The sequence below is a fragment of the Bacillus sp. COPE52 genome, from assembly GCF_003355115.1.
Classification (GTDB): domain Bacteria; phylum Bacillota; class Bacilli; order Bacillales; family Bacillaceae_G; genus Bacillus_A; species Bacillus_A toyonensis.
This window is the reverse complement of sequence record NZ_CP031292.1, coordinates 3,272,978-3,294,528: the sequence shown is the minus strand read 5'-3', so window position 1 is coordinate 3,294,528 and position 21,551 is coordinate 3,272,978. Positions and strand designations below refer to the sequence as shown.

The following is a 21,551-nucleotide window of genomic DNA, read 5'->3' as shown; positions in this document are numbered from 1 at the left end:
CTTATAAATTTTTGAATGCTTCGATTTGTTGTCGTGTGAACGATTCTATATTTTCACCGGATGCATGTTTTTCGTACCATTCAACGGTCCAAGCGATAGCAGTTTCTGTTGATAGCTTAGGAGTCCAGCCTAGTTTATTTACTGCTTTTGTACTATCGAGTGTTAAAATAGGTGATTCATAAGGAGTATTTATAGTGGGAGAAAGTATTGTTAATGGTTTATTCCATAATTTTATTACAGATTGAATGACATCATGGACGGTTCTGTTAGCCTCGTTAATTGGTCCGAAATTCCATGCTTCTGCATACTCTTTATGCTTCCAAAGTTTCTCAGCTAAAAGGATATATCCATGTAAAGGATCCAAAACGTGTTGCCACGGTCGGATAGCATTTTTGTTTCGAATACTTAAAGGATGGTCTTGTAAATATGCACGAATGATATCTGGGAATAAGCGATTTTCTGCCCAATCACCACCACCGATGACATTGCCTGCCCTTACTGAGGCGAGTGAAAGGGTGTTCGTGTGAAAAAAAGATTTTTGATACGATGTTGCAACTAATTCAGCACAAGCTTTACTAGCGCTGTATGGATCATAGCCCCCTAAACGGTCGGATTCTACAAATGCTCGATTACCGCTCCCATCATTCTCATAACATTTATCGCTTGTCACATTAATAATGAGACGTACGCTTTCGACGTACTTTGCTACTTCTAGTACGTGAACAGTACCTAAAACATTCGTTTTAAATGTTTCAATAGGATCTTTGTATGAAGTGGTGACGATTGGTTGAGCTGCTAAATGAAATATAATGTCGGGTTTATGTTGCCCAATGGCATGTAATAAAGAATCGTAATCTGTAATATCTCCTTTCATTGTTGTGCACTCTTTCGCTACGTTACATTGTTCAAAAAGGTTAGGGATGGATGGAGGATGAGAAGAATAGCCGATTACTTCTGCGCCTAAAGAAGTTAAAAAAAGGGTGAGCCAGGAGCCTTTAAAGCCAGTATGTCCTGTAATAAATACTTTTTTCTTATTCCAAAAAGATGATGAAGTCATATTACCAGACCTTCCATGGAGCGTTATTATTTTCCCATAACTCGACTAATTTATTCTTATCACGTAATGTATCCATTGGATGCCAAAAACCAGTATGTTGAAATGCTGCCAGTTCATTTTTGTTGACTAACTGAACTAAAGTTTCGGTTTCAAAAACAGACTTATCTCCACTAATGTAATTGAAAATATCATGATTTAAAATAAAAAATCCACCGTTAACCCATCCACCATCACCTAGTGGTTTCTCTTGAAAAGATGTTACAGACTGTTTATCTAATATGAGAGAACCAAATCTACCAGGAGGTTGTACGGCGGTAACAGTTGCCATTTTTCCATGTTTTTTATGAAATGCAATAAGTTCTTTTATATTTACGTTACTTAATCCATCGCCATAAGTGAGGCAGAAAGGTTCGTCTCCGACATAGTTTTGAATCTTTTTCACTCGTCCACCCGTTTCGGTATTAAGACCAGTATCGATTAATGTAACTTTCCATGGTTCTACACGATGAGAGTGGCTAGTAATTGTGTTATCGCTTAAATGTATTGTGAAATCGGACATGTGTAAGTTGTAATTTAGAAAGAACTCTTTAATTGCATATCCTTTATAGCCTAAGCAAATAATAAACTCAGTAATCCCGTAATGACTATACAAACTCATAATGTGCCATAGAATAGGTTTCGTTCCAATTTCAATCATAGGTTTTGGTTTTAAATGTGTTTCTTCCCCAATTCTTGTACCGTACCCACCAGCAAGAATAACAGCTTTCATTTTTTCCTCCTAAAATAAAAATTTATTATATATACAGTATTCATATTTTATGCAAATGAGATGGTTTTTGATTAAACGGATGAAATTGTGTGAGGTGATGGCAAGGCAGAAAACATTAAGGTTTGAACTTTGGAAATAATTCTTGATATTCAGGATTATTACGGAGGTCTTGTGTTACGTTACTAAGTTCTAAAAAACGGGTTTCCAATTCTTCAGGAGATTGACCGTAATGTGTTTGAAGTCCCATTTGAATACCCATTTTTGAAAGGGTAGGTGTAATTTGTAATTTTCTTGCCTTGGACTGTTCATTCCAAGGGCTAAAATAAAATTTTAAAATAAATGAAGGGTAGTCATAAACTATATTCCCGTGCCGTGAATAATGTCTACCAGGTAAATATGCACCATCTAGATGATTATGAATAAATCTCCAAGCACACCCGAGTTTAGGGTTATAAGGGAAGACACCGTGGTATCGTTGTTCTACTAATGGGATAGAATATCTTGGCTTTGAATAATTGTAAATATGACTATCTATCATTAAAATCATTCTAATCGCATACATATTTTGTCCTAGTGTATGAAGAGATGAGAAAAACTCTTCTTTATTATTACAACAAAAGAACTCTGTAGTATTTAAAACGATTTTCCAACCTGAAACTTCTCTTTCAATTTTCATCACTTCAATATCAGTATTAGTTGGATCAAACTCAAGAAATCTGGAGTCTCGCACTTCCCAGTGGGGTGCGAGTAGTTTACAAATCTCTACGGAACGATCAGTAGAACCTCTATTAATTAAAATACCGTGATCGAATATTTTTGTGTGATGCATAAGCCACCATGGGAGTAAATACTCTTCGTTATAAAAATGAGAAATGATAGTCCTTTTTATGTCAATCTCCTCCTATACAGGCAATCGTTATTAGTAGGATATGCTTTTAAATAAGAAAGGTTAAAAGGTGTGGGCTATATAGTGATTAGGTAATAGTTTAGTAATTTTATTGTATAGCCGTAAATTACGGGTGTAATAGTAGGTTGATCTTGTAAGTTTGTATAAATTGTGAACAACAAACCGTCACGTTTGACTGTACAGTTTATGTGTTGTATGATGGTAGTAATATAAACAAGGGGGGAAGATCGTTGGGAAGGTGTATCGAATCGGACAGTTGGCTCTCATGGCTCACGTGTCGAAACGAACGATTGATTATTATACGAATCTAGGTATCTTGAAAGCGGAGCGATCTCAATCTAATTATCGCTATTACGACGAAACAGCATTTGAGACATTACAATTTATTGAGAAGTGCAAAGAAATGCATATGCCGCTTTGTGAGATTAAAGAGAAAATCGAGGAGAATAAGAAGCTGCTCGGTATCAATGAACACGTTTCGAAACAAGTGAATGAAGTGACAGACCATATTCATCGATTAGAAGCAGAGTTAACAGAGTTAAAGCCGCTTTTAGATGGATTGACTGATTCACAACGTGAAAAAATATCGAAATCTTTATCATGTCAAACGACAGCTTTAATACAGACACTTGCTCTATTATTATAGAATAAGTGAAATCCGACCTCTTTAATTTTTGTATCGGGCTATGTTTTCTAACGAACAAATAAGAAAACATTATAGTATACAGGAGGTGGACACCTTAGTTTTTTAACTAAGGGGATTCATTGGAAATATTTAATTTAGTCATGGTTGCGATTTTAATCGCATTTACTGGATTTTTCGTAGCAGCAGAGTTTGCGATTGTAAAGATACGTTCAAGTCGTATTGATCAGCTTGTTGCGGAAGGAAAACGCGGTGCTTTAGCAGCGAAAAAAGTAACAACAAATTTAGATGAATATTTATCTGCTTGTCAATTAGGTATTACAGTTACAGCTATGGGATTAGGTTGGTTAGGTGAACCGACAATCGAAAAGTTATTACACCCGTTATTTGAGAAATGGAACTTAAATCCTTCTATTTCATCAGTATTAACATTTGGTCTTGCTTTTATGATTATGACGTATTTACACGTTGTAGTAGGGGAATTAGCTCCGAAAACGATGGCAATTCAAAAGGCTGAAAGGGTAACGTTATTATTGGCAGGTCCATTAATGATGTTCTATAAAGTAATGTATCCATTTATTTGGGTATTGAACGGTTCAGCTCGTATTATAACTGGTTTATTCGGTTTGAAACCAGCTTCTGAACATGAAGTAGCTCATACAGAAGAAGAATTGCGTCTTATTCTTTCAGATAGCTATGAAAGTGGCGAAATTAATCAAGCTGAATACAAGTATGTAAATAATATATTTGAATTTGATAATCGCATTGCAAAAGAGATTATGGTACCGCGAACAGAAATCATTGGTTTCTACCTGGAAGATTCAGTAGAAGAACACATGAAAGTAATCCAAAATGAGCGATACACACGTTATCCGATTTTTGGAGAAGATAAAGATGATATTATCGGTATGGTTAACGTAAAAGATTTCTTTATTCGATATATGACCGAAGATCAAAAAGATTTATCATCAATTCGCTCGTATATGCGTCCGATTATTGAAGTGATGGAAACGACTCCAATTCACGATTTATTACTCCAAATGCAGAAGAAGCGAATTCCGATGGCTGTTTTATATGATGAGTACGGAGGGACAGCTGGAATTGTAACGCTTGAAGACATCTTGGAGGAAATCGTCGGCGAAATTCGTGACGAATATGATGAAGATGAAGCGCCACCAATCCAACATGTGAATGAGCACCATAAAATTGTTGATGGAAAAGTGCTTATCTCAGAAGTGAAAGATTTATTTGGATTACACATCGAAGAAGATGATGTGGATACAATCGGTGGATGGATTATGATGCAAAATCATGAAATCGAAGAAGGACAACACGTTGAGGCAGAAGGTTATGAATTTAAAGTGTTAGAAAAAGACGCTTACCAAATTAAACGTGTTGAAATTCGTAAGATGGAACAAGAACAAGAAGAAGAGAAAGCAGCAACTGTGTAAGTTGCTGCTTTTCTTCTAAAGTACAAAAAAATGAGAACTTAGGAGCGGATATTTTGATTCAAGAAGCCTTACGTGTATATCGATTACAATTGTATGTGATCTTTAGTGGTTTACTACTTATGTGGACGATTACTCCGTTTGGAAAACAAGTGACAGGGTTTGGTATTGGATTAGCAGTAAGTGCCTATTGTCTTTGGTTATTAGCTCGCAGAGTGGAGAAGCTCGGAAAAAGTATCGTAATGAAGGAAAAGGCTCCTGGATTAGGAGTTTTAAACCGATTTGCAGCTGCTATTTTAGGAGCTATTATCATGTATGAAATTGAGCATGAAATGGAAATGTGGGCATTCGGTACAGGTATTTTAGGTGGTCACTTTTTAATGATTGCAAATTTAGCTTATGCAAATATTCAGTTAGTGAAAGAAGAAGAGAAGCAAAGGGAACATGCTTCGAAAAACATAGAGCTATGATGAAAGGGACCTAATTGGGTTCCTTTTTTAGTTTAGCGATATTATACAAGTAATCAAATTAACGACAAATATGATACGCTTCTTTTTTGCACTTTTCAATAGTATAAAAAATAATAAAAAATTTTTAAAAAACCCATCGATTTCTAAAGGTTATGTATGTTATTATGACAAAAGACTTTTTGAAAGAGGTGGATACCAATGTTACAAGCGTTACTTATTTTTGTGCTTCAAATTATATATGTTCCAGTATTAACAATCCGAACGATTTTGCTTGTAAAGAATCAAACAAGATCCGCTGCTGGTGTAGGATTGTTAGAAGGAGCTATTTACATTGTCAGTTTAGGGATTGTGTTTCAAGATTTATCAAATTGGATGAACATCGTTGCCTATGTCATCGGCTTTAGTGCGGGACTATTATTAGGCGGTTATATAGAGAATAAATTAGCAATTGGATATATTACGTATCAAGTTAGTTTACTAGACCGTTGTAATGAATTAGTAGATGAATTACGTCACTGTGGATTTGGCGTTACAGTATTTGAAGGTGAAGGAATTAATTCTATACGTTATCGCTTAGATATCGTTGCAAAGCGCTCTAGAGAGAAAGAACTTTTAGAAATTATTAATGAAATTGCACCGAAAGCGTTTATGTCTTCTTATGAAATCCGTTCGTTTAAAGGCGGATATTTAACGAAGGCGATGAAGAAGAGAGCGTTGTTGAAGAAGAAGAAAGACGATCATGCATCGTAAAAAGGGAATAGTGCGGCTTTAAAAGCATGGCATAATCACATATGTAAAAGAGAGGAATCGAATTAGATTCCTCTCTTTTTTATAAAAAGTATGTATCTGTTAATTTAAAAAACTAAATCGTATAATTGTTTTTTCTACTAACCCTCAAATTAATGATTAGCCATATAACTTGAATAAATATCGGTATGATAAACGCGATTAATAAAACAATAAGTGATATTGATTTAATTTCGGATGTTTGAGTAACACCAGCACCATCGACATCTCGTAGCCAAATAATAGCTGCCCACACTCCAAAAAGGATAATCCAAAATATGTTACCAATCCACCAAGAAATCCATCGTTTTTTCATGTTAGCACCCCTTACATTTACCCTCTGTTAAAAGTATATTTTCGTACGTTACATTTATAATGAAATAAATCTAAAATTAATTGTTTTTAACTGTATATCTAACTTGCTTAAAAGTTATCATCTCTCCATCTTTATTATCATCCTTAGTCTGCAAAAGTTGAACTTTTGGCTTGTAGTCTGTCCTATGAGCATCATTGATACCTGTAATATCAAGTTTGTAGGATTCACTATTCTTTATTTTTTGTTCCAATACTTTTTTATTAGCGACATAAATAAAAGTTACTTTATTTTCATCAATACCTTCCGTCTTAATTTCTAATTCATTATCTTTTGTTGTAATCGTTGGTGTTAATAATTTCATACTTCCGTTTCCGGTTTCTAAAGAATTTTCTGCTATAGTTGAACATCCTGATAATATGATTTCGATGAATAGAAGAACAATTAATTTCTTTTTCATAACATCCCCCAATTTCAAGTGATTTTTGATTTTGGCATTGCTAGACTGCTAGTGTGGAGCGTAAATGTTTAGCTAGTACTCATTTTAATTGTACCATAATATGTAAAATGTAACAGGGTGTACATCCAGTTTAAGAGAGATTGAAAAGTTTACTTATTGTTGTAAATCAGTATTTTTACAGTAGATATATATTTTCTTTCGAAAGCGGTGTTGTTAAAATCATTACGAATTGGATATCCAAATATATGATGAAATGTAGACAGGAGAAAGAACTTAATACGAAGTGAACTTATTTTTTATGGAAATTAAAATTGTTACATTTTAAAATAATAATATGGAATAGATGAATTGATTCACTTCGGAGGTAGTTACTTGAACATTAACGAGAAGGCAATTGAAATGTTTGAACAAAATGAATATGAGAAAGCAATGGAACTATTTCAACGAGCGGTACATGAATCTAGAGGTGTGCAATCTCTCAATAATCTTGCTTGGATGTACTTTTATGAGGAAGAGGATGATGCTAGAGCTCTTGAATTAATAAAAGAAGTTGTTAAGTTGAATCCTTCCTCATACTTTCCTTATAACATCTTAGGGGAAATTTACATAAAACAAAAAAAGTGGGAAGAAGCGAAAGAAGTATTACAAAAGTCTATTTCCATTCAACCATCCAATGAAGCATATCACAATGTAGCTGTAGCTCATTATAACCTTGGAGAGCTGGAAAAAGCTTCGGAATTTTTCTTGCGAGTTGCAGGGGATTCGGACTATATCATGTATAGCTATGTAAAATGTTTAATTGATTTAGGGAGAACGACAGAAGCGAAAGAGAAGTTAGATACTTTTAACAGGGAATCTGATGATCTTATAGGAGAAATTCATGTAGCAGATTTATATGTCGAGTTGAATTGCTATAAAGAAGCAATTGAATGGTTCGAAAGGGGATACAAGGAAGTTTGGAAAAGCCCCAATTGGATTGGTAGATTTGTTTATGCTCTATATAAAGCTAATAATTTCACGCGTATAAATGAAGTGATACGGGAATCTATCGAAGCGAAAACAGCAGAAATAGAAGATGTTCAGACTGAAGAAGTAGAAGAAAACTGGACAGAAAAAGATAAGAAAGAGTTAATTGAGGAATATACAGAAGAGAATAATTGTTATAAAAAAATGATAGAACGTATCAAATCTGGATATGTTCCAGGGTTAGAATTTGAAACTTATCATATAGGGGGTTGCTATTTATTTGGTTGTAAAAGACATAATCATCTTGAATATGAAGAATAAAAAGATTCGACTGTCAAACATGACGGTCGAATTTTTTTATTATAGGTCGCTTGTCTAAAGGTACCATCTCGACTGAAATTTGTTAAAGATGTTTCGTATCATTACATAGGTATATATCCTCCTTAGGTAATCCTTTTTTTATATTTAAAATATGTAGTGAAATAAAACCAATAAGTCCTATTCCGCCGAAAATAAGCCATGGTGTATACATTCCGTTTAAGTTGGATGTAAAAGATGTACCGGTATAATTACCGATGATAAAACCAAATGCGAGTGATAGTTGATAGAATCCGAAATAAGTAGCTGTATATGATTCGTTACTGTAATTTGCAATAGCAATATCAGCGTTAGGTAATACGAGTGTTTCACCAATTGTAAATAAAATTACACAAATAAATAACCAATATGGGTGCTGGAATAAAGGGATGAGTAAAAAGGAAATGCCCATTAATAAAATACCGTATTTAATAATCGACAGCGTGTTGTATTTGTGAAATAGTTTTCGAAATAACACCATAAATATAACGCCTGTTATTGCATTTATCGTAATAACGAGTGTAGCAAGCTGGTTGCTATTACTAATGTTTTTCATATGAAGTGGAAGTGCGACAGTAAGCTGAGTAAACATAATATAGAAGAAAATCATGATAAATGAAAACAGAAGAAAAGGCTTGTTTTGTAAGATAGCCTGTATTCCTAATGTAATAGTTGTGTTTTCAGTAGTGACTTGGAAGTGATTTTTAAGTAAGTAAAAGATAAAAGCGAATAACAGCATAAGTGATCCTGTTAGAAAGAAAGCATAGATGGGATCGAGTAAGAGTAAGAATCCTCCTGCAATTGGTCCAATTATTGCACCGCAATTAAAACTAAGGTTTAAATATGTAAATAAATTTTTTCTCATATGAGCTGGTTGTGAGCCGAATATGGCGCGAGCAGCAGGTTCGTAAAATGCGGTTCCGAAGCCAATAAGTGCAGAAGAAATAGAAATTGTATAGAAATCAGAGCATATTCCTAAAGCGATAAATCCGATTCCTCTTAAAAATAATCCGGCTATCATCATGATGATATAGCCTATTTTGTCAGCAATTAACCCTGAGAATAATGGGATAACTCGTGATGTGATTGTCATAACCGTCAATACTGTTCCTACTTGGACAGCAGAAAAATGAAGAAAGGTTAATAGATAAATAGCTAAAAATGCGTATACTGCAAAATACCCAAAAGACATAAAGAATGAAGAAATAAGCATGAAACGTATCGGTATTGAGAAACTTTTCATAGAACTCCTCCTAATATTGTAACCAGTAAAATTATTTAATGGTTAACTATTTTATATTATAATTATACATAAAGTCAGAAAAAAGTAAATTTTAAGAAGAAGGTGAATGGAATTGAATCAGAACGCACCACATGAATTAGAATATATTCGAGAATTTTTAAATACATGGAGAATACCAAACGATACGAGAGAAGCAATTGATTTGCTACAAACAGAAGAGGATATAATGCTCTTTATGAAAGAACATTTTCATGAAGAGGTTCCATTTCATACGATAGAGGAATTAAAAAGTTTTCGAGAAGATATTCGGGTGGCAATTGAAGGCGGAGAATCATTGCAAAAGTGGTTAGAGAAATACCCATTTCATGTACATGTAAAGGAAGATATGAAAAGTGTTACATATGAACCGGTGCAAGAAGAGAATGTGTATACAAAAGTATTGAGTATTGTGTTAACGGCGATTCAAGAAAAGTTGTGGGGAAAGTTAAAGGCCTGTCCAGATTGTCGTTGGGTATTTTATGATCATTCGCGAAATGGAAGTAAAAGATGGTGTGGTATGTATGCTGGAGAAGAAGGAGGAAGAGCATGCGGTACGATTGCAAAAGTGAAAAACTACCGGGCGAAGAGAAAAGGGCGATCTGGTTATGATATGTAATTAATATTAGAGAAAGCAAAATGGATGGGGAATGTAGAATATGAAAGGCACACAAATGCTAGCTATTAATAAAAAGTGTTGGGATACAGTTGCACCTTATTTTTTTCAAGTGGATTGTTTACCGAAATACGGACCGTATACGGCGTCTGAAGATGAGATTCATTTGTTCGATTCATTTAAAGATAAAAAGGTACTTAATATTGGATGTGGAAGTGGGCATTCGTTGTAATATATGGCGGAACAAGGGGCAGAGGAATTATGGGGGCTTGATCTTTCGAGTGCACAAATTGAAATAGCGAATAAGGCGTTAAAGGATTGGAATCCAAAGTTAATATGCGGAGCAATGGAAGAGGAAGGAAATATTCCGAAAGGGTATTTTGATATTGTATATTCCATTTATGCATTAGGTTGGACTTCGGATTTAAGAAAAACGTTGGAACTGATTTATTCATATGTAAAGCCAGGAGGAAGTTTTATTTTTAGTTGGGAGCACCCAGTATATTCAAACTTACAGTATGGTACAGAAGAAGTTGCTATAAAGTCTTCTTATCATGAGAAAATACCTATTACGTTTGAAACATTTAAAGGAGAAGAAGTACAAGAAACATTATATAAGAGGAAAATAAGCACATACATAAATGAGTTAAATAGAGCGGGATTTATAATTGAGAGAATAGAAGAGCCTGAACCGTCAAGTATATTAGATGAAGAAATAGCTGAACCTTCTACGAAATATTATTCTTTATATAAAGCTAGAATGGTGCCAACTACTTTATTGTGAAGGCAAGAAAATGTAAAATACAGCGCACACTTTTTTTAGTGTGCGCTGTATTTTGTTAAAGGTCAGTACTTATCTTTTTGGTTGAAAAATATGTTGGAAAAAGTATTTGTGATGTAAGTTATCTACAACTTTATTTGCTTGATATGTGCGGTGTTGTTCGAGTCGAAGTCTTTGCTCCATCATTTTTATTGCGTGATCAGATAAACGTAACATAATACATCTCTCCTTTTCTATAAATATAAGTCTCTAAAATGATATCGATTCCAGATTTTATAGTTAAGGAGGTATACTGTGTAACATAGGCAAAAAGCACCTTCCTCTCCCATTACGCTTACGAGGTTAGCTGTCGGACTCGGGAAGTGAGAGTATCCCTACTTAAAAAAGATTCGCCCCAAGTAGCATTGCTACAAAAATGGTTCCCCCGCTCCAAAATTTGGACTCAGCAAAAGGTATTATAAAGTAAAAGATAACATAAATAAACTAATGAGTCAAACTATTTTATGTTTTCTGTCTCTTTAGTTGTGTAAGAATCATACGATCGGTAATTGTTATATCGGTTACTTCAATGAAGCCGTGTTTTTTATATAATGCAATAGCAGGGGTATTCGCTTTACCTGTTTGTACAATATATGCCATGGAAGAAGGGGACATGTTAAATATATAACTTAAGAGTTTCGTTGCAATTCCTTTTTGAAAAAAATCAGGCGATACAACTAGTCGGTGAATATCAATTAGCTGTTCTTCTTGCATAAAAGAAATAAAGCCGACAAGTTTATTTTCAGAAAAATATCCATAGAATGTTTCACCGCAATTTTGAATATCGTTTACAGTATCATATAAACGGGGGATTGCAGTACTGTTTAAATAATCTGCTTCAACTTTATAAGATGGAATTTGAACTTGTAAAATGGATGATGCAACTTCAAAAGAAGTGGCATTTAACTTAAGAATCATAGATAGTGAAGCCTCCTTTGAATATGGTATATTAATATAATTAATTTTTGGGTAAGTTTGACAATGATTTTCTTTTTTGCATATAATATATGTATCTCCTTACATATATTACTCTTTCGTTTGTTTCTATAGTAGAATATGGTTAGTGTAAATGAATTTGTAATCTTATATAAGAGTTTTGCTACTCTTGTATTTGAGCATACAGACTATAATAGAAATGGAGGACTAAAGATGGGATGGATTATCACATTAATAGTTGGTGCTATTATAGGTGCAATTGCTAGTTCTATAACAGGTAAAAATTTCCCAGGCGGTATGTTCGGAAATATTATCGCAGGTTTATTAGGTGCTTCGTTAGGTGGTAGATTATTTGGATCTTTTGGGCCATCATTTGGTGGAATTCATGTCGTGCCAGCATTATTAGGAGCAATCGTATTAATTCTTATTGTATCATTTGTAGTGAAAGCTGCAAGGAAATAAAGATATAGATAATGATGAAAAGCCCTGAGTAAGGGCTTTTCATCATTCAAAGAGGTGGTTTCATTGGAAAAAGTAAATATAAGAAAAAGAGACAAGTTAAAAAAGTTTTTTAGGGAACAAAATTATTTAGCAGTGTTACTTGGATTTGCATTATTGTTCATTAACATATTATTGCTAACAAAAATTTCTTTCGTTTTTACTCCGTTTATCGTCTTTTTAAAAACAATATTCTTCCCGGTATTATTAGCCGGAGTGCTATTTTATATCTTGCACCCATTCGTTTCACTTTTAGAAAAGAAAGGTGTTTCAAGAATCGTATCGATAGCCTCGATATATTTAATAGTACTAGGATTATTTGTGTTTTTAGTTGTAACGGTTATCCCTATTATTAAAGATCAAATTGATGCATTAATAGATAACTTACCGTATTTCGGTCATGAAATCGAACGAGCAGCACGTAGATTTGGGGAAAGTAATTTACTTGGTAAAATTCAGGAGAATTTAAATATTGATGTAGCGAATATAGTAAAAGACTATACAGGTGATTTTACAAAGTCATTATCATCAGTGACTGGAAATGTAACTGGATTTTTAAGTACACTTACAGAAGTTGTTTTAACCTTTGTCATGGTTCCGTTTATATTGTTCTATCTATTAAAAGATGGTGAACAATTACCGAATCACTTTTTGAAGTTTATTTCAGAGCAAAGACAACCGGCAGCAATGAGAATACTAGATGATATGCATTATGCGATTAGTTCGTATATAAGAGGGCAAATTATCGTTAGCTTGTTTATCGGTATCATGCTATTAATTGGCTATCTTATTATTGGTATTAAATATGCGGTATTACTTGCTATTTTAGCGATGATTGTAAATATCGTTCCGTACGTAGGTCCAGTTATTGCAATAACTCCAGCGTTAATTATCGCATTTATTGACTCGCCAGGAATGGTTTTAAAGGTAATTATCGTTATGATGGTTGTGCAATTAGCAGAAGGTAAGTTTATCTCCCCGCAAGTAATGGGGAAAAAGCTAGATATCCATCCAATTACAATAATCTTTATCATTTTAACTGCCGGTAACTTATTCGGTATTATGGGGATAGTTTTAGCAATTCCAGGATATGCGATATTAAAAGTGTTAGTTACACATGGTTATAGATTTGTAAAATTGAATACGTAAAAAAAGAGCTAAAACAGAGAAAACTGTTTTAGCTCTTTTTTATTAATAATTGATTTGCGTATTGGCGTGCCCATTGATCAGCTTCTAATATAGCATCGAGTGAAGGATCTTTTACGTTATGATGAGCTTCAACTGTATTGTAAATTGTTTTTTCGATATCGAAAAATGCAATTTCATTTTTAAGAAATAGTGCATTTGCAATTTCGTTCGCTGCATTTAATACGGCTGGAGTTGTACCGCCAATTTTGCCACATTCAAATGCGTATTGTAGACAGGGGAACTTCTCTAAATTTGGTTTTTCAAAATGCAAACTACCAATTTCTAATAAATTTAATTTTTCATAGGATGAAGGTAGTCGAGTAGGGTAGTGAAACGCATATTGAATCGGCATTCTCATATCAGGAGCACCGAGTTGTGCCATGACTGATCCATCAATAAATTCCACTAAAGAGTGAATGATACTTTCTTTATGAATCATAACATCAATTTTTTCATAAGGAATATCGAACAGCCATTTAGCTTCCATCACTTCAAACCCTTTATTCATTAACGTGGCAGAATCTATCGTTAGTTTTGCTCCCATTAACCAGTTTGGGTGTTTTAAAGCATCCTTCGCTTGTAATGTTTTCATTTCTTCACGTGTTTTATCACGAAAAGCGCCGCCAGAAGCTGTGACAATTAACTTCTCAATCTCTTTATTATTTTCTCCGTTTAAACATTGGAAAATAGCTGAATGCTCACTATCGACTGGAATTAGGCGGCATCCGTTTTGTTTCGCTAGTCCAGTTACGATATGACCAGCGGCAACTAAAGTTTCTTTGTTAGCGATGGCGATATCTTTCTTCGCCTTTAATGCTTCAATTGTTGGGAGTAAACCTGAAACACCGACAACTGAACTTAATACAAGATTTGTATCAGGATGGGTAGATACTTCATTTAAACCATCAGTTCCATATGTAATTTTTGTATTTGTTGAAATACGAGAACGTAATGTGTCCGCTAATTCTTTTGTCGCTACGCTTACAATACGAGGCTGAAACGATTCCATTTGTTTTTCGAGAAGATCGATATTATAATTTGCGGTTAAACCGACGATTTTAAAATGTTCAGGATGAGCGGAAACGACATCTAATGCAGATGTGCCAATGGATCCTGTTGAACCTAAAATGGATATATATTTTACCATGAAAAAACCTCCAAAGTTGTTTCGATTACTTCTGCAAACCTATATATTATTAGACAATTAAGGTGGAAATTCCTGCTATATAAAACAGAAAATTAGGGTTTAATTGGAAAGGGAATGTGATAAACTGTAAAAAACGAAAAAGCAATGAAAGAGAAGAGTACATGTTCAAAACTTTTCAGAGAGCTGATATGTGGTGGAAATCAGTAAGGGATGAATATGGAATGGGCTCTGGAGCTTCTAACTGAAATGAGTAGGTAAAGACGGTTACTTCACGTTATCGAAGTATGAAGTGAGCTAATGATAGCTAATAAAGGTGGTACCGCGGGAGTCTCTCGTCCTTTTTAAGGATGAGAGACTCTTTTTGTTTTTTATTTTGAGAAAGGAGGAGTTAGTATGAGCGAAAAAATAATGTTAACAGGAATTAAACCAACGGGTTATCCGCATTTAGGAAATTATATTGGTGCAATTAAACCTGCATTGCAAATGTCAAAAAATAATGAAGGAAAAGCATTGTACTTTATAGCTGATTATCATGCGTTAAATGCAGTGCATGATCCAGAGAAGTTCAGTAGTTATACAAAAGAGGTAGCAGCTACATGGTTATCACTCGGACTTGGAGAAGATGTTATTTTCTATCGACAAACAGAAGTGCCAGAGATTTTGGAATTAGCTTGGATATTAGCTTGTCTAACTCCGAAAGGGCTTATGAATCGTGCCCATGCATATAAAGCGAAGGTAGAGCAAAATAAAGAAGCGGGATTAGAAATTGATGCAGGTGTGAATATGGGGTTATATACGTACCCGATTTTAATGGCGGCTGATATATTATTATTTCAAGCTACTCATGTACCTGTTGGAAAAGATCAAATTCAGCATATTGAAATCGCGCGTGATATTGCGACGTATTTTAATCATACATTTGGCATGACATTTACGCTTCCAGAGTATGTAGTGCAAGAAGAATGGGCAATTTTACCTGGTCTTGATGGAAGAAAAATGAGTAAAAGTTATGGGAATGTTATCCCGTTATTTGCAGAGCGAGAAAAACTACGAAAGCTTATTTTAAAAATAAAAACAGATTCTTCACTTCCAAATGAACCGAAAGAACTAGAAACGTTATTTACAATCTATAAAGAATTTGCGACAAAAGATGAAATTCAGTCAATGCGTGAAAAATATGAAACTGGAATCGGATGGGGTGATGTAAAAAAAGAGTTATTTCGCGTTGTAGATCGTGAGTTAGCAGGACCTCGGGAAAAATACGCAACGTATATGAATGAACCGCATTTACTATATGAAGCGTTAGAAAAAGGTGCTGAGAGGGCAGGGGCTATTGCGAAGGTGAATTTGGTGGAAATTAAAAAACGGATTGGATTTGAGAGGGAACGCTGAGCGTTCCCTTGTTTTTTCTATATGAATTTTAATTATTTATTCGTTATATCTACATGCAAAATGAGGAATTTGCATCGTCTTTCTAAATTTATTAATTGCACATTTTAAAAAGTATGTTAATATAGGGGTACTTATTAAAGGTGTTTAATAAGTGTGATTAAAGCCACTTATTAAAGAAGTTTAATAAGTGGGACTCATTTGATTACAAAGGAGATGATTCTATGAAAACGGAAAAAGAAAAGATGTTGGCGGGAGAAATGTATATTGCGGATGACGAAGAATTAGTGGCTGATAGGGTGGAGGCAAAACGTTTAACACGCCTTTATAACGAGGCAATGGAGACAGGAGATGAACAACGTTTTACGTTATTAAATCAGCTTTTAGGTTCTTCCGCTGATGGGAAAACCCACATTAATCCTGATTTTCGTTGTGATTACGGTTACAATATCCATGTTGGAAAGAGCTTTTTCGCAAATTTTAATTGTGTGATTTTAGATGTTTGTGAAGTTCGAATCGGTGATAATTGTATGTTTGCACCTGGTGTTCACATTTACACTGCTACGCATCCGTTGCATCCAGTAGAACGGAATTCTGGCAAAGAATATGGGAAACCTGTAAAGATTGGTAACAATGTTTGGGTTGGCGGGGGAGCTATAATTAACCCTGGTATTTCAATTGGAGACAATGCTGTAATTGCTTCAGGAGCAGTTGTGACAAAAGATGTACCTAGTAATGTAGTTGTTGGTGGTAACCCAGCCAAAGTTATGAAAATGATAGACTTATAGAAATCGTTTTTCACGGATGCTTGAATAAACTGGTGTCGTATCGTATAGACAATGTGAAAGGTGTTTCATATGAAGAAAAATAGTGCGGGCAATCATACAAAGACATTACTTGCCTATCGAAACGCTCTTTTTCTCTTATTTGCTTTGCCAGGTGTCGCGTTTGCTACATGGATTTCTAGAACAGCAGCGGCGCGAGATATTTTAGCAGTTTCAAATGCAGAAATGGGCTGGATTTTGTTCGGTTTATCTGTCGGTTCAATAATTGGTTTACTGAGTGCAAGTCATTTTATTGACTGTAAGGGAGCTAGAGACGTTATTATAGGCAGTATGTTTTTAATAATTGTTGGATTACTTTGTTTAGGTATTAATATTTATTTTGTTTCTAGCATAGGGACTTTTGGTAGCTTGCTAGTATTTGGAGTAGGATATGGGTTGGCAGAAGTCTCATTGAATGTAGAAGGCTCTTCAATAGAGCAGAAATTAGGAATGACACTTCTACCGAAATTCCACGGTTTTTTTAGCGTAGGAACTTTAGTAGGCGCGCTCAGTGGCACTGTCGCCGCCTCGCTTCACATCCCAATCCTGTATCAGTTTCTTGCGATTTCGGCCGTGTTTTTATTACTTGTATGTATGGTGTATCGTTATCTTCCGCACGGAACAGGAAAGAAAGAGAAATCGCAGAACAAAAAGCGAGCGAAGCGTACTTCCTTACGTATGGAAAAGAAGGTGCTTTTAATTGGTCTTTTTGTGTTTGGAATGGCATTTGCAGAAGGAAGTGCAAATGATTGGCTGCCTATCGTGATGGTAGATGGACATCAGCAAAGTGTAGTGACAGGTTCTATTATGTACACAATTTTTGTATTGGCAATGACGTTAGCTCGTATGTGTAGTAGTTATTTCCTTGATCGATTCGGTCGTGTCGCTGTCGTACGTGCTACTATTATGGTGGCGATTATAGGGATTTTAATCGTAATATTTGGGAGTAACTCGTATTTTCTAGCAGTTGGTGTAGTGCTGTGGGGGATTGGTGCGGCGTTAGGTTTCCCAATTGGTCTTTCTGCTGCTGGAGATGATCGTGAAAATGCGACTTCTAATGTTGCTGCAGTTTCTATCATCGGTTATACAGCTTTTTTAGTCGGACCGCCATTTTTAGGTATACTAGGGGAATCATTCGGAATACGTAATGCCTTGCTAGCTGTTTTATTATTTGTTCTCTTATCTGGAATTGTATCGTCTGTTACGAGAGAGAATAAATCGAGCTAAACAAGGAGTGCATGCAGTGGAAATATATCATCTCTATTGCTTTAGAAAATGATGTGTGATATATTGTCAACGCAACTTATTAAAAGTGTTTAATAAGTATGTTGATTAAGGTGGTGAGCGATTTGAGTGAACAATTTGTTACTCAAAAATCGATTAAAGAGACGATCCTTCGCGGCATTCGTACAGCTCTTCTAGAGCGAGGTAGTGCAACGAAAGTTGAACTTAGTAATACATTAGAAATCAGTTTTCCAACGATAAGTAAATTTATAGAAAATATGAAACAAGACGGTGAAGTCACTTTAGTCGGTTTAGATGATTCAAGTGGTGGAAGAAGAGCGAAACGATATGCTTATAATCCGGAATATATGTTAGGTTTAGCGATATTTTTAGAAAAAAATGAGACAAACTATACGATTTTTAACTGTTTAGGGGAAGTAAAAGAAAAAGGAAGTACTTCAAGTGTATTAATTGATACTGGCGTAAACCTATTATCTAAGCATATTGAAAGTCTTATCGCTACATTCCCGAAAATAAGCTCTATATCAATTGGTGTGCCCGGTTCGGTAGATAATGGTCGTATTTTTTATATACCTGGTTATGAAAAGTTCCAAAATTTTAATTTAAAAAGTCATTTGGAGAATCTGTTCTCTATACCTGTAGTAATAGAGAACGATATGAATGCCGCAGTGCTTGGTTATTATAAAAACACTGGAAACCATGACAATTCCTCTCTTGTATATTTGTATTCAGGTCAAAATGGTCCAGGTGCGGGTATTATGATAAATGGGGATGTAGTCCGAGGAAGTACATTTTTCTCGGGAGAGATATCTTTCGTTCCGCAGTATGATAATAAAAATTTCTTACAAGCTTTGAGAAGTGGAGATGAAGTGAGAGATTCGAATAATCCAGAGGAATATAATATAGATGCTATTACTCGATTAATTTCTACATGTATAGCTATTATTAATCCACATGCGTTTATTTTCTGTGATGATGAAGTGAATCAATTTGTAATAGATCAAATTGTAAAAAGTTGTCCACAGTACATTCCGGCGGAACATATTCCGAAAATAACAGTAAGCGATTGGAAAGAAGATTATTTATATGGATTAAAAAGCCTTGGACTTGATCTTATGATTACAAGAACAAGCAAAGAAAATTAAATATCAAATTGTTGGTTGAATACCATAAAAAGAAAAGGTGTCGATTATGAGAATTGAACATGTAGCAATTTGGGTGAATGATTTAGAAGGCATGCGTGATTTCTATAAACAGTACTTCAATGGTGAAGCGAATGTATTGTATCACAATCCGAAAAAAAAGTTTGAATCTCACTTTATAACTTTTGAAGGTGGTGCGCGTCTAGAACTTATGAGACAGGTAGGGATAGACGATGTAATAAAAAAACAAACAGTAGGATATGCGCATATGGCATTTTCTGTAGGTAGCAAAGAAAAAGTGGACCAATTAACGGATAGGTTAAGAGAAGCAGGATATACTCTGTTAAATGGCCCACGCACTACAGGAGATGGTTATTATGAAAGTGTAGTAAGTGATCCTGAAGGAAATCAGATCGAGATAACAATCTAACATTTTATTTACTAATAACGAATAAAAAATATAAAACTTTGTTGTTCCCCAAAATGTTTAAGAGAAAGCTATTATTTCTTCAGAAAGGGGGACATAACATTGAGTGAGTCAATTTTTATTTTCTGTATATATCCATTGCTTATTTGTATGTTTTCAATAGCTGTGACATATAAAATAGGTACATTTTACGTGATGCCAATGGTAACATTTCTTATTTTTCTTATGTTCAATGTTACATTGTACGATCCATCATTTTTCTTTTGGGTGGGCATGTATACTGTTTTTTCATTCATTATTTCTTATATAACTATTTTATTTGTAAAGGGATATAAAGCTGTAGAAAAAGAACGTTAAATCATCTAATTATTTTTTGGGGAAATAGGGATTTACGGTGAACGATAACAACCTCATTTCACGTTGTAATGACGAGAAATGAGGTTGTTATATTTTTATATAAAATATAAGGTACTTATTTTGTAATGTTTTTTAATTAGAGTGCTGAAACTCTTTAATAATCCGCTCAATGACTGGATGAAGAGTAATAGGCAACCTATCAAGCGGAAAAAAGCGTAATTCTTTTGACTCAGCTTGATCACATACAAGTTCACCGTGGAATTCTCGGCAAATATAAACAACGAGTACACCGTGTACTTGATCGCCGTTTGGATAGATTTGAAAAAAATCTGTTCCTGAGTATGTACGGAACAGTTCTGGATTTTTAATGATAAGCCCAGTTTCTTCAAATACTTCTCGTTTTAAAGCATCTTCTAACGTCTCATTATATTCTAAGGCACCACCAATAATACCCCAGCGGTTAAAGTCTGTTCGGAGCTGTAGTAATACTTCATTTTTCTCATTTAATATAATGGCGTGTGAGCCTATTAATATAAGTGGATGATTTCCTACTAGATTTCTTACGTCTTCAATATAACCCATAATTTTTCTCCTTGTATTTAATAATAGTTTGGGAGTTCTTTTAACATTTTTTCTGTTTTACGTGCTGTATAGGCTAAGTTATGATCATCTTTTGTTCTAAAAAATAATGTACGTAAAAAGGTTTTAATGTTGGCACATAAAATACAATACTCATTAAGCGAAAGGCGTTTTCTAATTTGAGGAAGCCTTTTTATTTTTTTATAAATAATTGAAATTAACTCATCTTGCTGGAAGTCATGATACAGCATGGATATTAATGGCGTAACAATACGCTCATCTTCGTTATTATGAAAAATATCAGATGGAATGAAGATTTTATTTAATAAACAATGAATGAGCTCTTCATACCACTCAAAAGTCGTATGTGAATTATGAACAATTTCAGTGAAAGCATCAGATACGTGGGCGATACAATGAGCCCATCCTTTATTTTCGATATATCCTCGAAAATCCATTTCTAAGTTTGTATATGTAATGAGTTTATTTTTTATCTCTTCAATATCCTCTTCTGTAAAAAAGTAGTGAGAGTTAGCGAATTGAAGTATTAACGCAATTAAAGAAACAGTGTAAGAACGTGTGAAAACCCCATCTGTATGTGGGGAGTAAATGTCACAATATAAATACTCATCACTTAAACATGTTTGCAACAGTAATTTCAGCTGATCGTCCATAAGGAATTCATGATGAATGAAATGCGCAAAACATTTATATATAAGTTGGTAACGAACGTAACTATCAGTCGTTCCGATGTACTGAAGCATGTTCAAAGTTAACTCATTTACATTTATATGATGCAGTTGCGTATAGTCATTTTGTTGTATAAGCTCTAACTGTTGTTGCAATGCTGTAATATCCAATGGAGAACCTCCTCCGCACTTTAAAGATGCGATCTTTTCTAGTATTCTATATATTCAAGGACAATCCT

At 34.4% G+C, this 21,551-nt stretch carries 24 protein-coding genes, 1 pseudogene, 1 riboswitch and 1 other annotated feature; of the genes and pseudogenes, 15 read left to right on the top strand and 10 right to left on the bottom strand.

The genetic code is table 11. The annotated features are described in order from the left end of the window. Position 1: 1 nt before the first annotated feature. From rfbG to DPQ31_RS16560, 3 genes are all read right to left on the bottom strand, one after another. Positions 2-1,057, bottom strand: a complete 1,056-nt coding sequence (rfbG, locus tag DPQ31_RS16570) for a CDP-glucose 4,6-dehydratase (RefSeq protein ID WP_070173527.1) — start codon at positions 1,055-1,057, stop codon at positions 2-4. A gap of 1 nt (position 1,058) precedes the next feature. Then, the gene (gene rfbF / locus DPQ31_RS16565; RefSeq protein ID WP_208730736.1) at positions 1,059-1,826 is read right to left on the bottom strand and encodes a glucose-1-phosphate cytidylyltransferase; all 768 of its coding nucleotides are present in this window, start codon (positions 1,824-1,826) and stop codon (positions 1,059-1,061) included. 115 nt (positions 1,827-1,941) lie between these two features. Next, positions 1,942-2,655, bottom strand: a complete 714-nt coding sequence (locus DPQ31_RS16560) for a glycosyltransferase family protein (RefSeq protein WP_261797458.1) — start codon at positions 2,653-2,655, stop codon at positions 1,942-1,944. Between the two features lie 343 nt (positions 2,656-2,998). On the opposite strand from DPQ31_RS16560, the gene DPQ31_RS16555 reads away from it, so the two are divergent. From DPQ31_RS16555 to DPQ31_RS16540, 4 genes are all read left to right on the top strand, one after another. Further along, positions 2,999-3,379 (top strand): MerR family transcriptional regulator, encoded by a 381-nt coding sequence (locus tag DPQ31_RS16555; RefSeq protein WP_002039109.1) that lies wholly within the window; start codon positions 2,999-3,001, stop codon positions 3,377-3,379. Between the two features lie 119 nt (positions 3,380-3,498). Continuing rightward, positions 3,499-4,827 (top strand): hemolysin family protein, encoded by a 1,329-nt coding sequence (locus tag DPQ31_RS16550; protein ID WP_087970353.1) that lies wholly within the window; start codon positions 3,499-3,501, stop codon positions 4,825-4,827. 53 nt (positions 4,828-4,880) lie between these two features. Further along, positions 4,881-5,294: an ATP synthase subunit I gene (locus tag DPQ31_RS16545; RefSeq protein ID WP_023522542.1), complete on the top strand. Its 414-nt coding sequence runs from the start codon at positions 4,881-4,883 to the stop codon at positions 5,292-5,294. A 198-nt stretch (positions 5,295-5,492) separates the two neighbouring features. Next, a complete protein-coding gene (locus tag DPQ31_RS16540; protein ID WP_000938448.1) occupies positions 5,493-6,044 on the top strand; it encodes a DUF2179 domain-containing protein in 552 nt (183 codons plus the stop codon). Between the two features lie 112 nt (positions 6,045-6,156). On the opposite strand, the gene DPQ31_RS16535 is transcribed toward DPQ31_RS16540, so the two are convergent. After that, positions 6,157-6,396 (bottom strand): DUF3923 family protein, encoded by a 240-nt coding sequence (locus tag DPQ31_RS16535; RefSeq protein WP_000747675.1) that lies wholly within the window; start codon positions 6,394-6,396, stop codon positions 6,157-6,159. 76 nt (positions 6,397-6,472) lie between these two features. Beyond that, complete coding sequence (locus DPQ31_RS16530; RefSeq protein WP_208730735.1) at positions 6,473-6,853, bottom strand: hypothetical protein; 381 nt, start codon at positions 6,851-6,853, stop codon at positions 6,473-6,475. 372 nt (positions 6,854-7,225) lie between these two features. On the opposite strand from DPQ31_RS16530, the gene DPQ31_RS16525 reads away from it, so the two are divergent. Further along, the gene (locus tag DPQ31_RS16525) at positions 7,226-8,140 is read left to right on the top strand and encodes a tetratricopeptide repeat protein (protein ID WP_098912567.1); all 915 of its coding nucleotides are present in this window, start codon (positions 7,226-7,228) and stop codon (positions 8,138-8,140) included. An 82-nt stretch (positions 8,141-8,222) separates the two neighbouring features. Here the strand turns inward: DPQ31_RS16525 and DPQ31_RS16520 are convergent, their stop codons facing one another. After that, positions 8,223-9,419 (bottom strand): MDR family MFS transporter, encoded by a 1,197-nt coding sequence (locus DPQ31_RS16520; protein WP_208730734.1) that lies wholly within the window; start codon positions 9,417-9,419, stop codon positions 8,223-8,225. Positions 9,420-9,531: 112 nt separating this feature from the next. On the opposite strand from DPQ31_RS16520, the gene DPQ31_RS16515 reads away from it, so the two are divergent. Both DPQ31_RS16515 and DPQ31_RS16510 read left to right on the top strand, forming a co-directional pair. Continuing rightward, a complete protein-coding gene (locus tag DPQ31_RS16515) occupies positions 9,532-10,074 on the top strand; it encodes a CGNR zinc finger domain-containing protein (protein WP_141554762.1) in 543 nt (180 codons plus the stop codon). Between the two features lie 40 nt (positions 10,075-10,114). Next, a pseudogene (locus tag DPQ31_RS16510) lies at positions 10,115-10,914 on the top strand (class I SAM-dependent methyltransferase). Between the two features lie 253 nt (positions 10,915-11,167). Further along, a riboswitch (cyclic di-AMP (ydaO/yuaA leader) is annotated at positions 11,168-11,310 on the bottom strand. Positions 11,311-11,353: 43 nt separating this feature from the next. Here the strand turns inward: DPQ31_RS16510 and DPQ31_RS16505 are convergent. After that, positions 11,354-11,809, bottom strand: coding sequence for a GNAT family N-acetyltransferase (locus DPQ31_RS16505; RefSeq protein WP_208730733.1), 456 nt, complete (start codon positions 11,807-11,809; stop codon positions 11,354-11,356). Positions 11,810-12,040: 231 nt separating this feature from the next. Here DPQ31_RS16505 and DPQ31_RS16500 point away from each other — a divergent pair, with 231 nt between their 5' ends. Next, positions 12,041-12,289: a GlsB/YeaQ/YmgE family stress response membrane protein gene (locus DPQ31_RS16500; protein ID WP_000539733.1), complete on the top strand. Its 249-nt coding sequence runs from the start codon at positions 12,041-12,043 to the stop codon at positions 12,287-12,289. Positions 12,290-12,352: 63 nt separating this feature from the next. Beyond that, entirely contained in the window at positions 12,353-13,474 is a 1,122-nt protein-coding gene (locus DPQ31_RS16495; protein WP_208730732.1) for an AI-2E family transporter, read from the top strand. Between the two features lie 28 nt (positions 13,475-13,502). On the opposite strand, the gene DPQ31_RS16490 is transcribed toward DPQ31_RS16495, so the two are convergent. Then, the gene (locus tag DPQ31_RS16490) at positions 13,503-14,660 is read right to left on the bottom strand and encodes a 1-deoxy-D-xylulose-5-phosphate reductoisomerase (RefSeq protein ID WP_208730731.1); all 1,158 of its coding nucleotides are present in this window, start codon (positions 14,658-14,660) and stop codon (positions 13,503-13,505) included. 135 nt (positions 14,661-14,795) lie between these two features. Then, positions 14,796-15,003: a binding site (T-box leader), on the top strand. Positions 15,004-15,053: 50 nt separating this feature from the next. On the opposite strand from DPQ31_RS16490, the gene DPQ31_RS16485 reads away from it, so the two are divergent. From DPQ31_RS16485 to DPQ31_RS16460, 6 genes are all read left to right on the top strand, one after another. Beyond that, on the top strand, positions 15,054-16,052 hold the full coding sequence (locus DPQ31_RS16485) for a tryptophan--tRNA ligase (RefSeq protein ID WP_208730730.1): 999 nt from the start codon (positions 15,054-15,056) through the stop codon (positions 16,050-16,052). A 221-nt stretch (positions 16,053-16,273) separates the two neighbouring features. Beyond that, the gene (locus DPQ31_RS16480; RefSeq protein ID WP_000845607.1) at positions 16,274-16,837 is read left to right on the top strand and encodes a maltose O-acetyltransferase; all 564 of its coding nucleotides are present in this window, start codon (positions 16,274-16,276) and stop codon (positions 16,835-16,837) included. 69 nt (positions 16,838-16,906) lie between these two features. Next, positions 16,907-18,100 carry an MFS transporter gene (locus DPQ31_RS16475; RefSeq protein WP_097959662.1) on the top strand — a complete coding sequence of 398 codons (1,194 nt, stop codon included), beginning with the start codon at positions 16,907-16,909 and terminating at the stop codon, positions 18,098-18,100. Positions 18,101-18,222: 122 nt separating this feature from the next. Continuing rightward, positions 18,223-19,263, top strand: a complete 1,041-nt coding sequence (locus DPQ31_RS16470; RefSeq protein WP_016108816.1) for an ROK family transcriptional regulator — start codon at positions 18,223-18,225, stop codon at positions 19,261-19,263. A gap of 46 nt (positions 19,264-19,309) precedes the next feature. Then, positions 19,310-19,690, top strand: a complete 381-nt coding sequence (locus DPQ31_RS16465) for a VOC family protein (RefSeq protein ID WP_097959663.1) — start codon at positions 19,310-19,312, stop codon at positions 19,688-19,690. Between the two features lie 99 nt (positions 19,691-19,789). Further along, entirely contained in the window at positions 19,790-20,044 is a 255-nt protein-coding gene (locus DPQ31_RS16460) for a YbeF family protein (protein WP_000004286.1), read from the top strand. A 132-nt stretch (positions 20,045-20,176) separates the two neighbouring features. On the opposite strand, the gene DPQ31_RS16455 is transcribed toward DPQ31_RS16460, so the two are convergent. Both DPQ31_RS16455 and DPQ31_RS16450 read right to left on the bottom strand, forming a co-directional pair. Continuing rightward, positions 20,177-20,626, bottom strand: coding sequence for an NUDIX hydrolase (locus DPQ31_RS16455; RefSeq protein ID WP_097959664.1), 450 nt, complete (start codon positions 20,624-20,626; stop codon positions 20,177-20,179). 17 nt (positions 20,627-20,643) lie between these two features. Further along, positions 20,644-21,483, bottom strand: coding sequence for a DUF2785 domain-containing protein (locus tag DPQ31_RS16450; RefSeq protein ID WP_000355436.1), 840 nt, complete (start codon positions 21,481-21,483; stop codon positions 20,644-20,646). Between the last annotated feature and the right edge of the window lie 68 nt (positions 21,484-21,551).

Excerpts from the sequence above, each read along its gene's own strand:
- DPQ31_RS16535 (WP_000747675.1), bottom strand. The coding sequence starts at position 6,396 with ATGAAAAAACGATGGATTTCTTGGTGGATTGGTAACATATTTTGGATT.
- DPQ31_RS16490 (WP_208730731.1), bottom strand. The coding sequence starts at position 14,660 with ATGGTAAAATATATATCCATTTTAGGTTCAACAGGATCCATTGGCACA.
- DPQ31_RS16480 (WP_000845607.1), top strand. The coding sequence starts at position 16,274 with ATGAAAACGGAAAAAGAAAAGATGTTGGCGGGAGAAATGTATATTGCG.
- DPQ31_RS16560 (WP_261797458.1), bottom strand. The coding sequence starts at position 2,655 with ATGCATCACACAAAAATATTCGATCACGGTATTTTAATTAATAGAGGT.
- DPQ31_RS16505 (WP_208730733.1), bottom strand. The coding sequence starts at position 11,809 with ATGATTCTTAAGTTAAATGCCACTTCTTTTGAAGTTGCATCATCCATT.
- rfbF (WP_208730736.1), bottom strand. The coding sequence starts at position 1,826 with ATGAAAGCTGTTATTCTTGCTGGTGGGTACGGTACAAGAATTGGGGAA.
- DPQ31_RS16475 (WP_097959662.1), top strand. The coding sequence starts at position 16,907 with ATGAAGAAAAATAGTGCGGGCAATCATACAAAGACATTACTTGCCTAT.
- DPQ31_RS16520 (WP_208730734.1), bottom strand. The coding sequence starts at position 9,419 with ATGAAAAGTTTCTCAATACCGATACGTTTCATGCTTATTTCTTCATTC.
- rfbG (WP_070173527.1), bottom strand. The coding sequence starts at position 1,057 with ATGACTTCATCATCTTTTTGGAATAAGAAAAAAGTATTTATTACAGGA.
- DPQ31_RS16465 (WP_097959663.1), top strand. The coding sequence starts at position 19,310 with ATGAGAATTGAACATGTAGCAATTTGGGTGAATGATTTAGAAGGCATG.
- DPQ31_RS16500 (WP_000539733.1), top strand. The coding sequence starts at position 12,041 with ATGGGATGGATTATCACATTAATAGTTGGTGCTATTATAGGTGCAATT.
- DPQ31_RS16555 (WP_002039109.1), top strand. The coding sequence starts at position 2,999 with ATGGCTCACGTGTCGAAACGAACGATTGATTATTATACGAATCTAGGT.
- DPQ31_RS16540 (WP_000938448.1), top strand. The coding sequence starts at position 5,493 with ATGTTACAAGCGTTACTTATTTTTGTGCTTCAAATTATATATGTTCCA.
- DPQ31_RS16455 (WP_097959664.1), bottom strand. The coding sequence starts at position 20,626 with ATGGGTTATATTGAAGACGTAAGAAATCTAGTAGGAAATCATCCACTT.
- DPQ31_RS16530 (WP_208730735.1), bottom strand. The coding sequence starts at position 6,853 with ATGAAAAAGAAATTAATTGTTCTTCTATTCATCGAAATCATATTATCA.
- DPQ31_RS16485 (WP_208730730.1), top strand. The coding sequence starts at position 15,054 with ATGAGCGAAAAAATAATGTTAACAGGAATTAAACCAACGGGTTATCCG.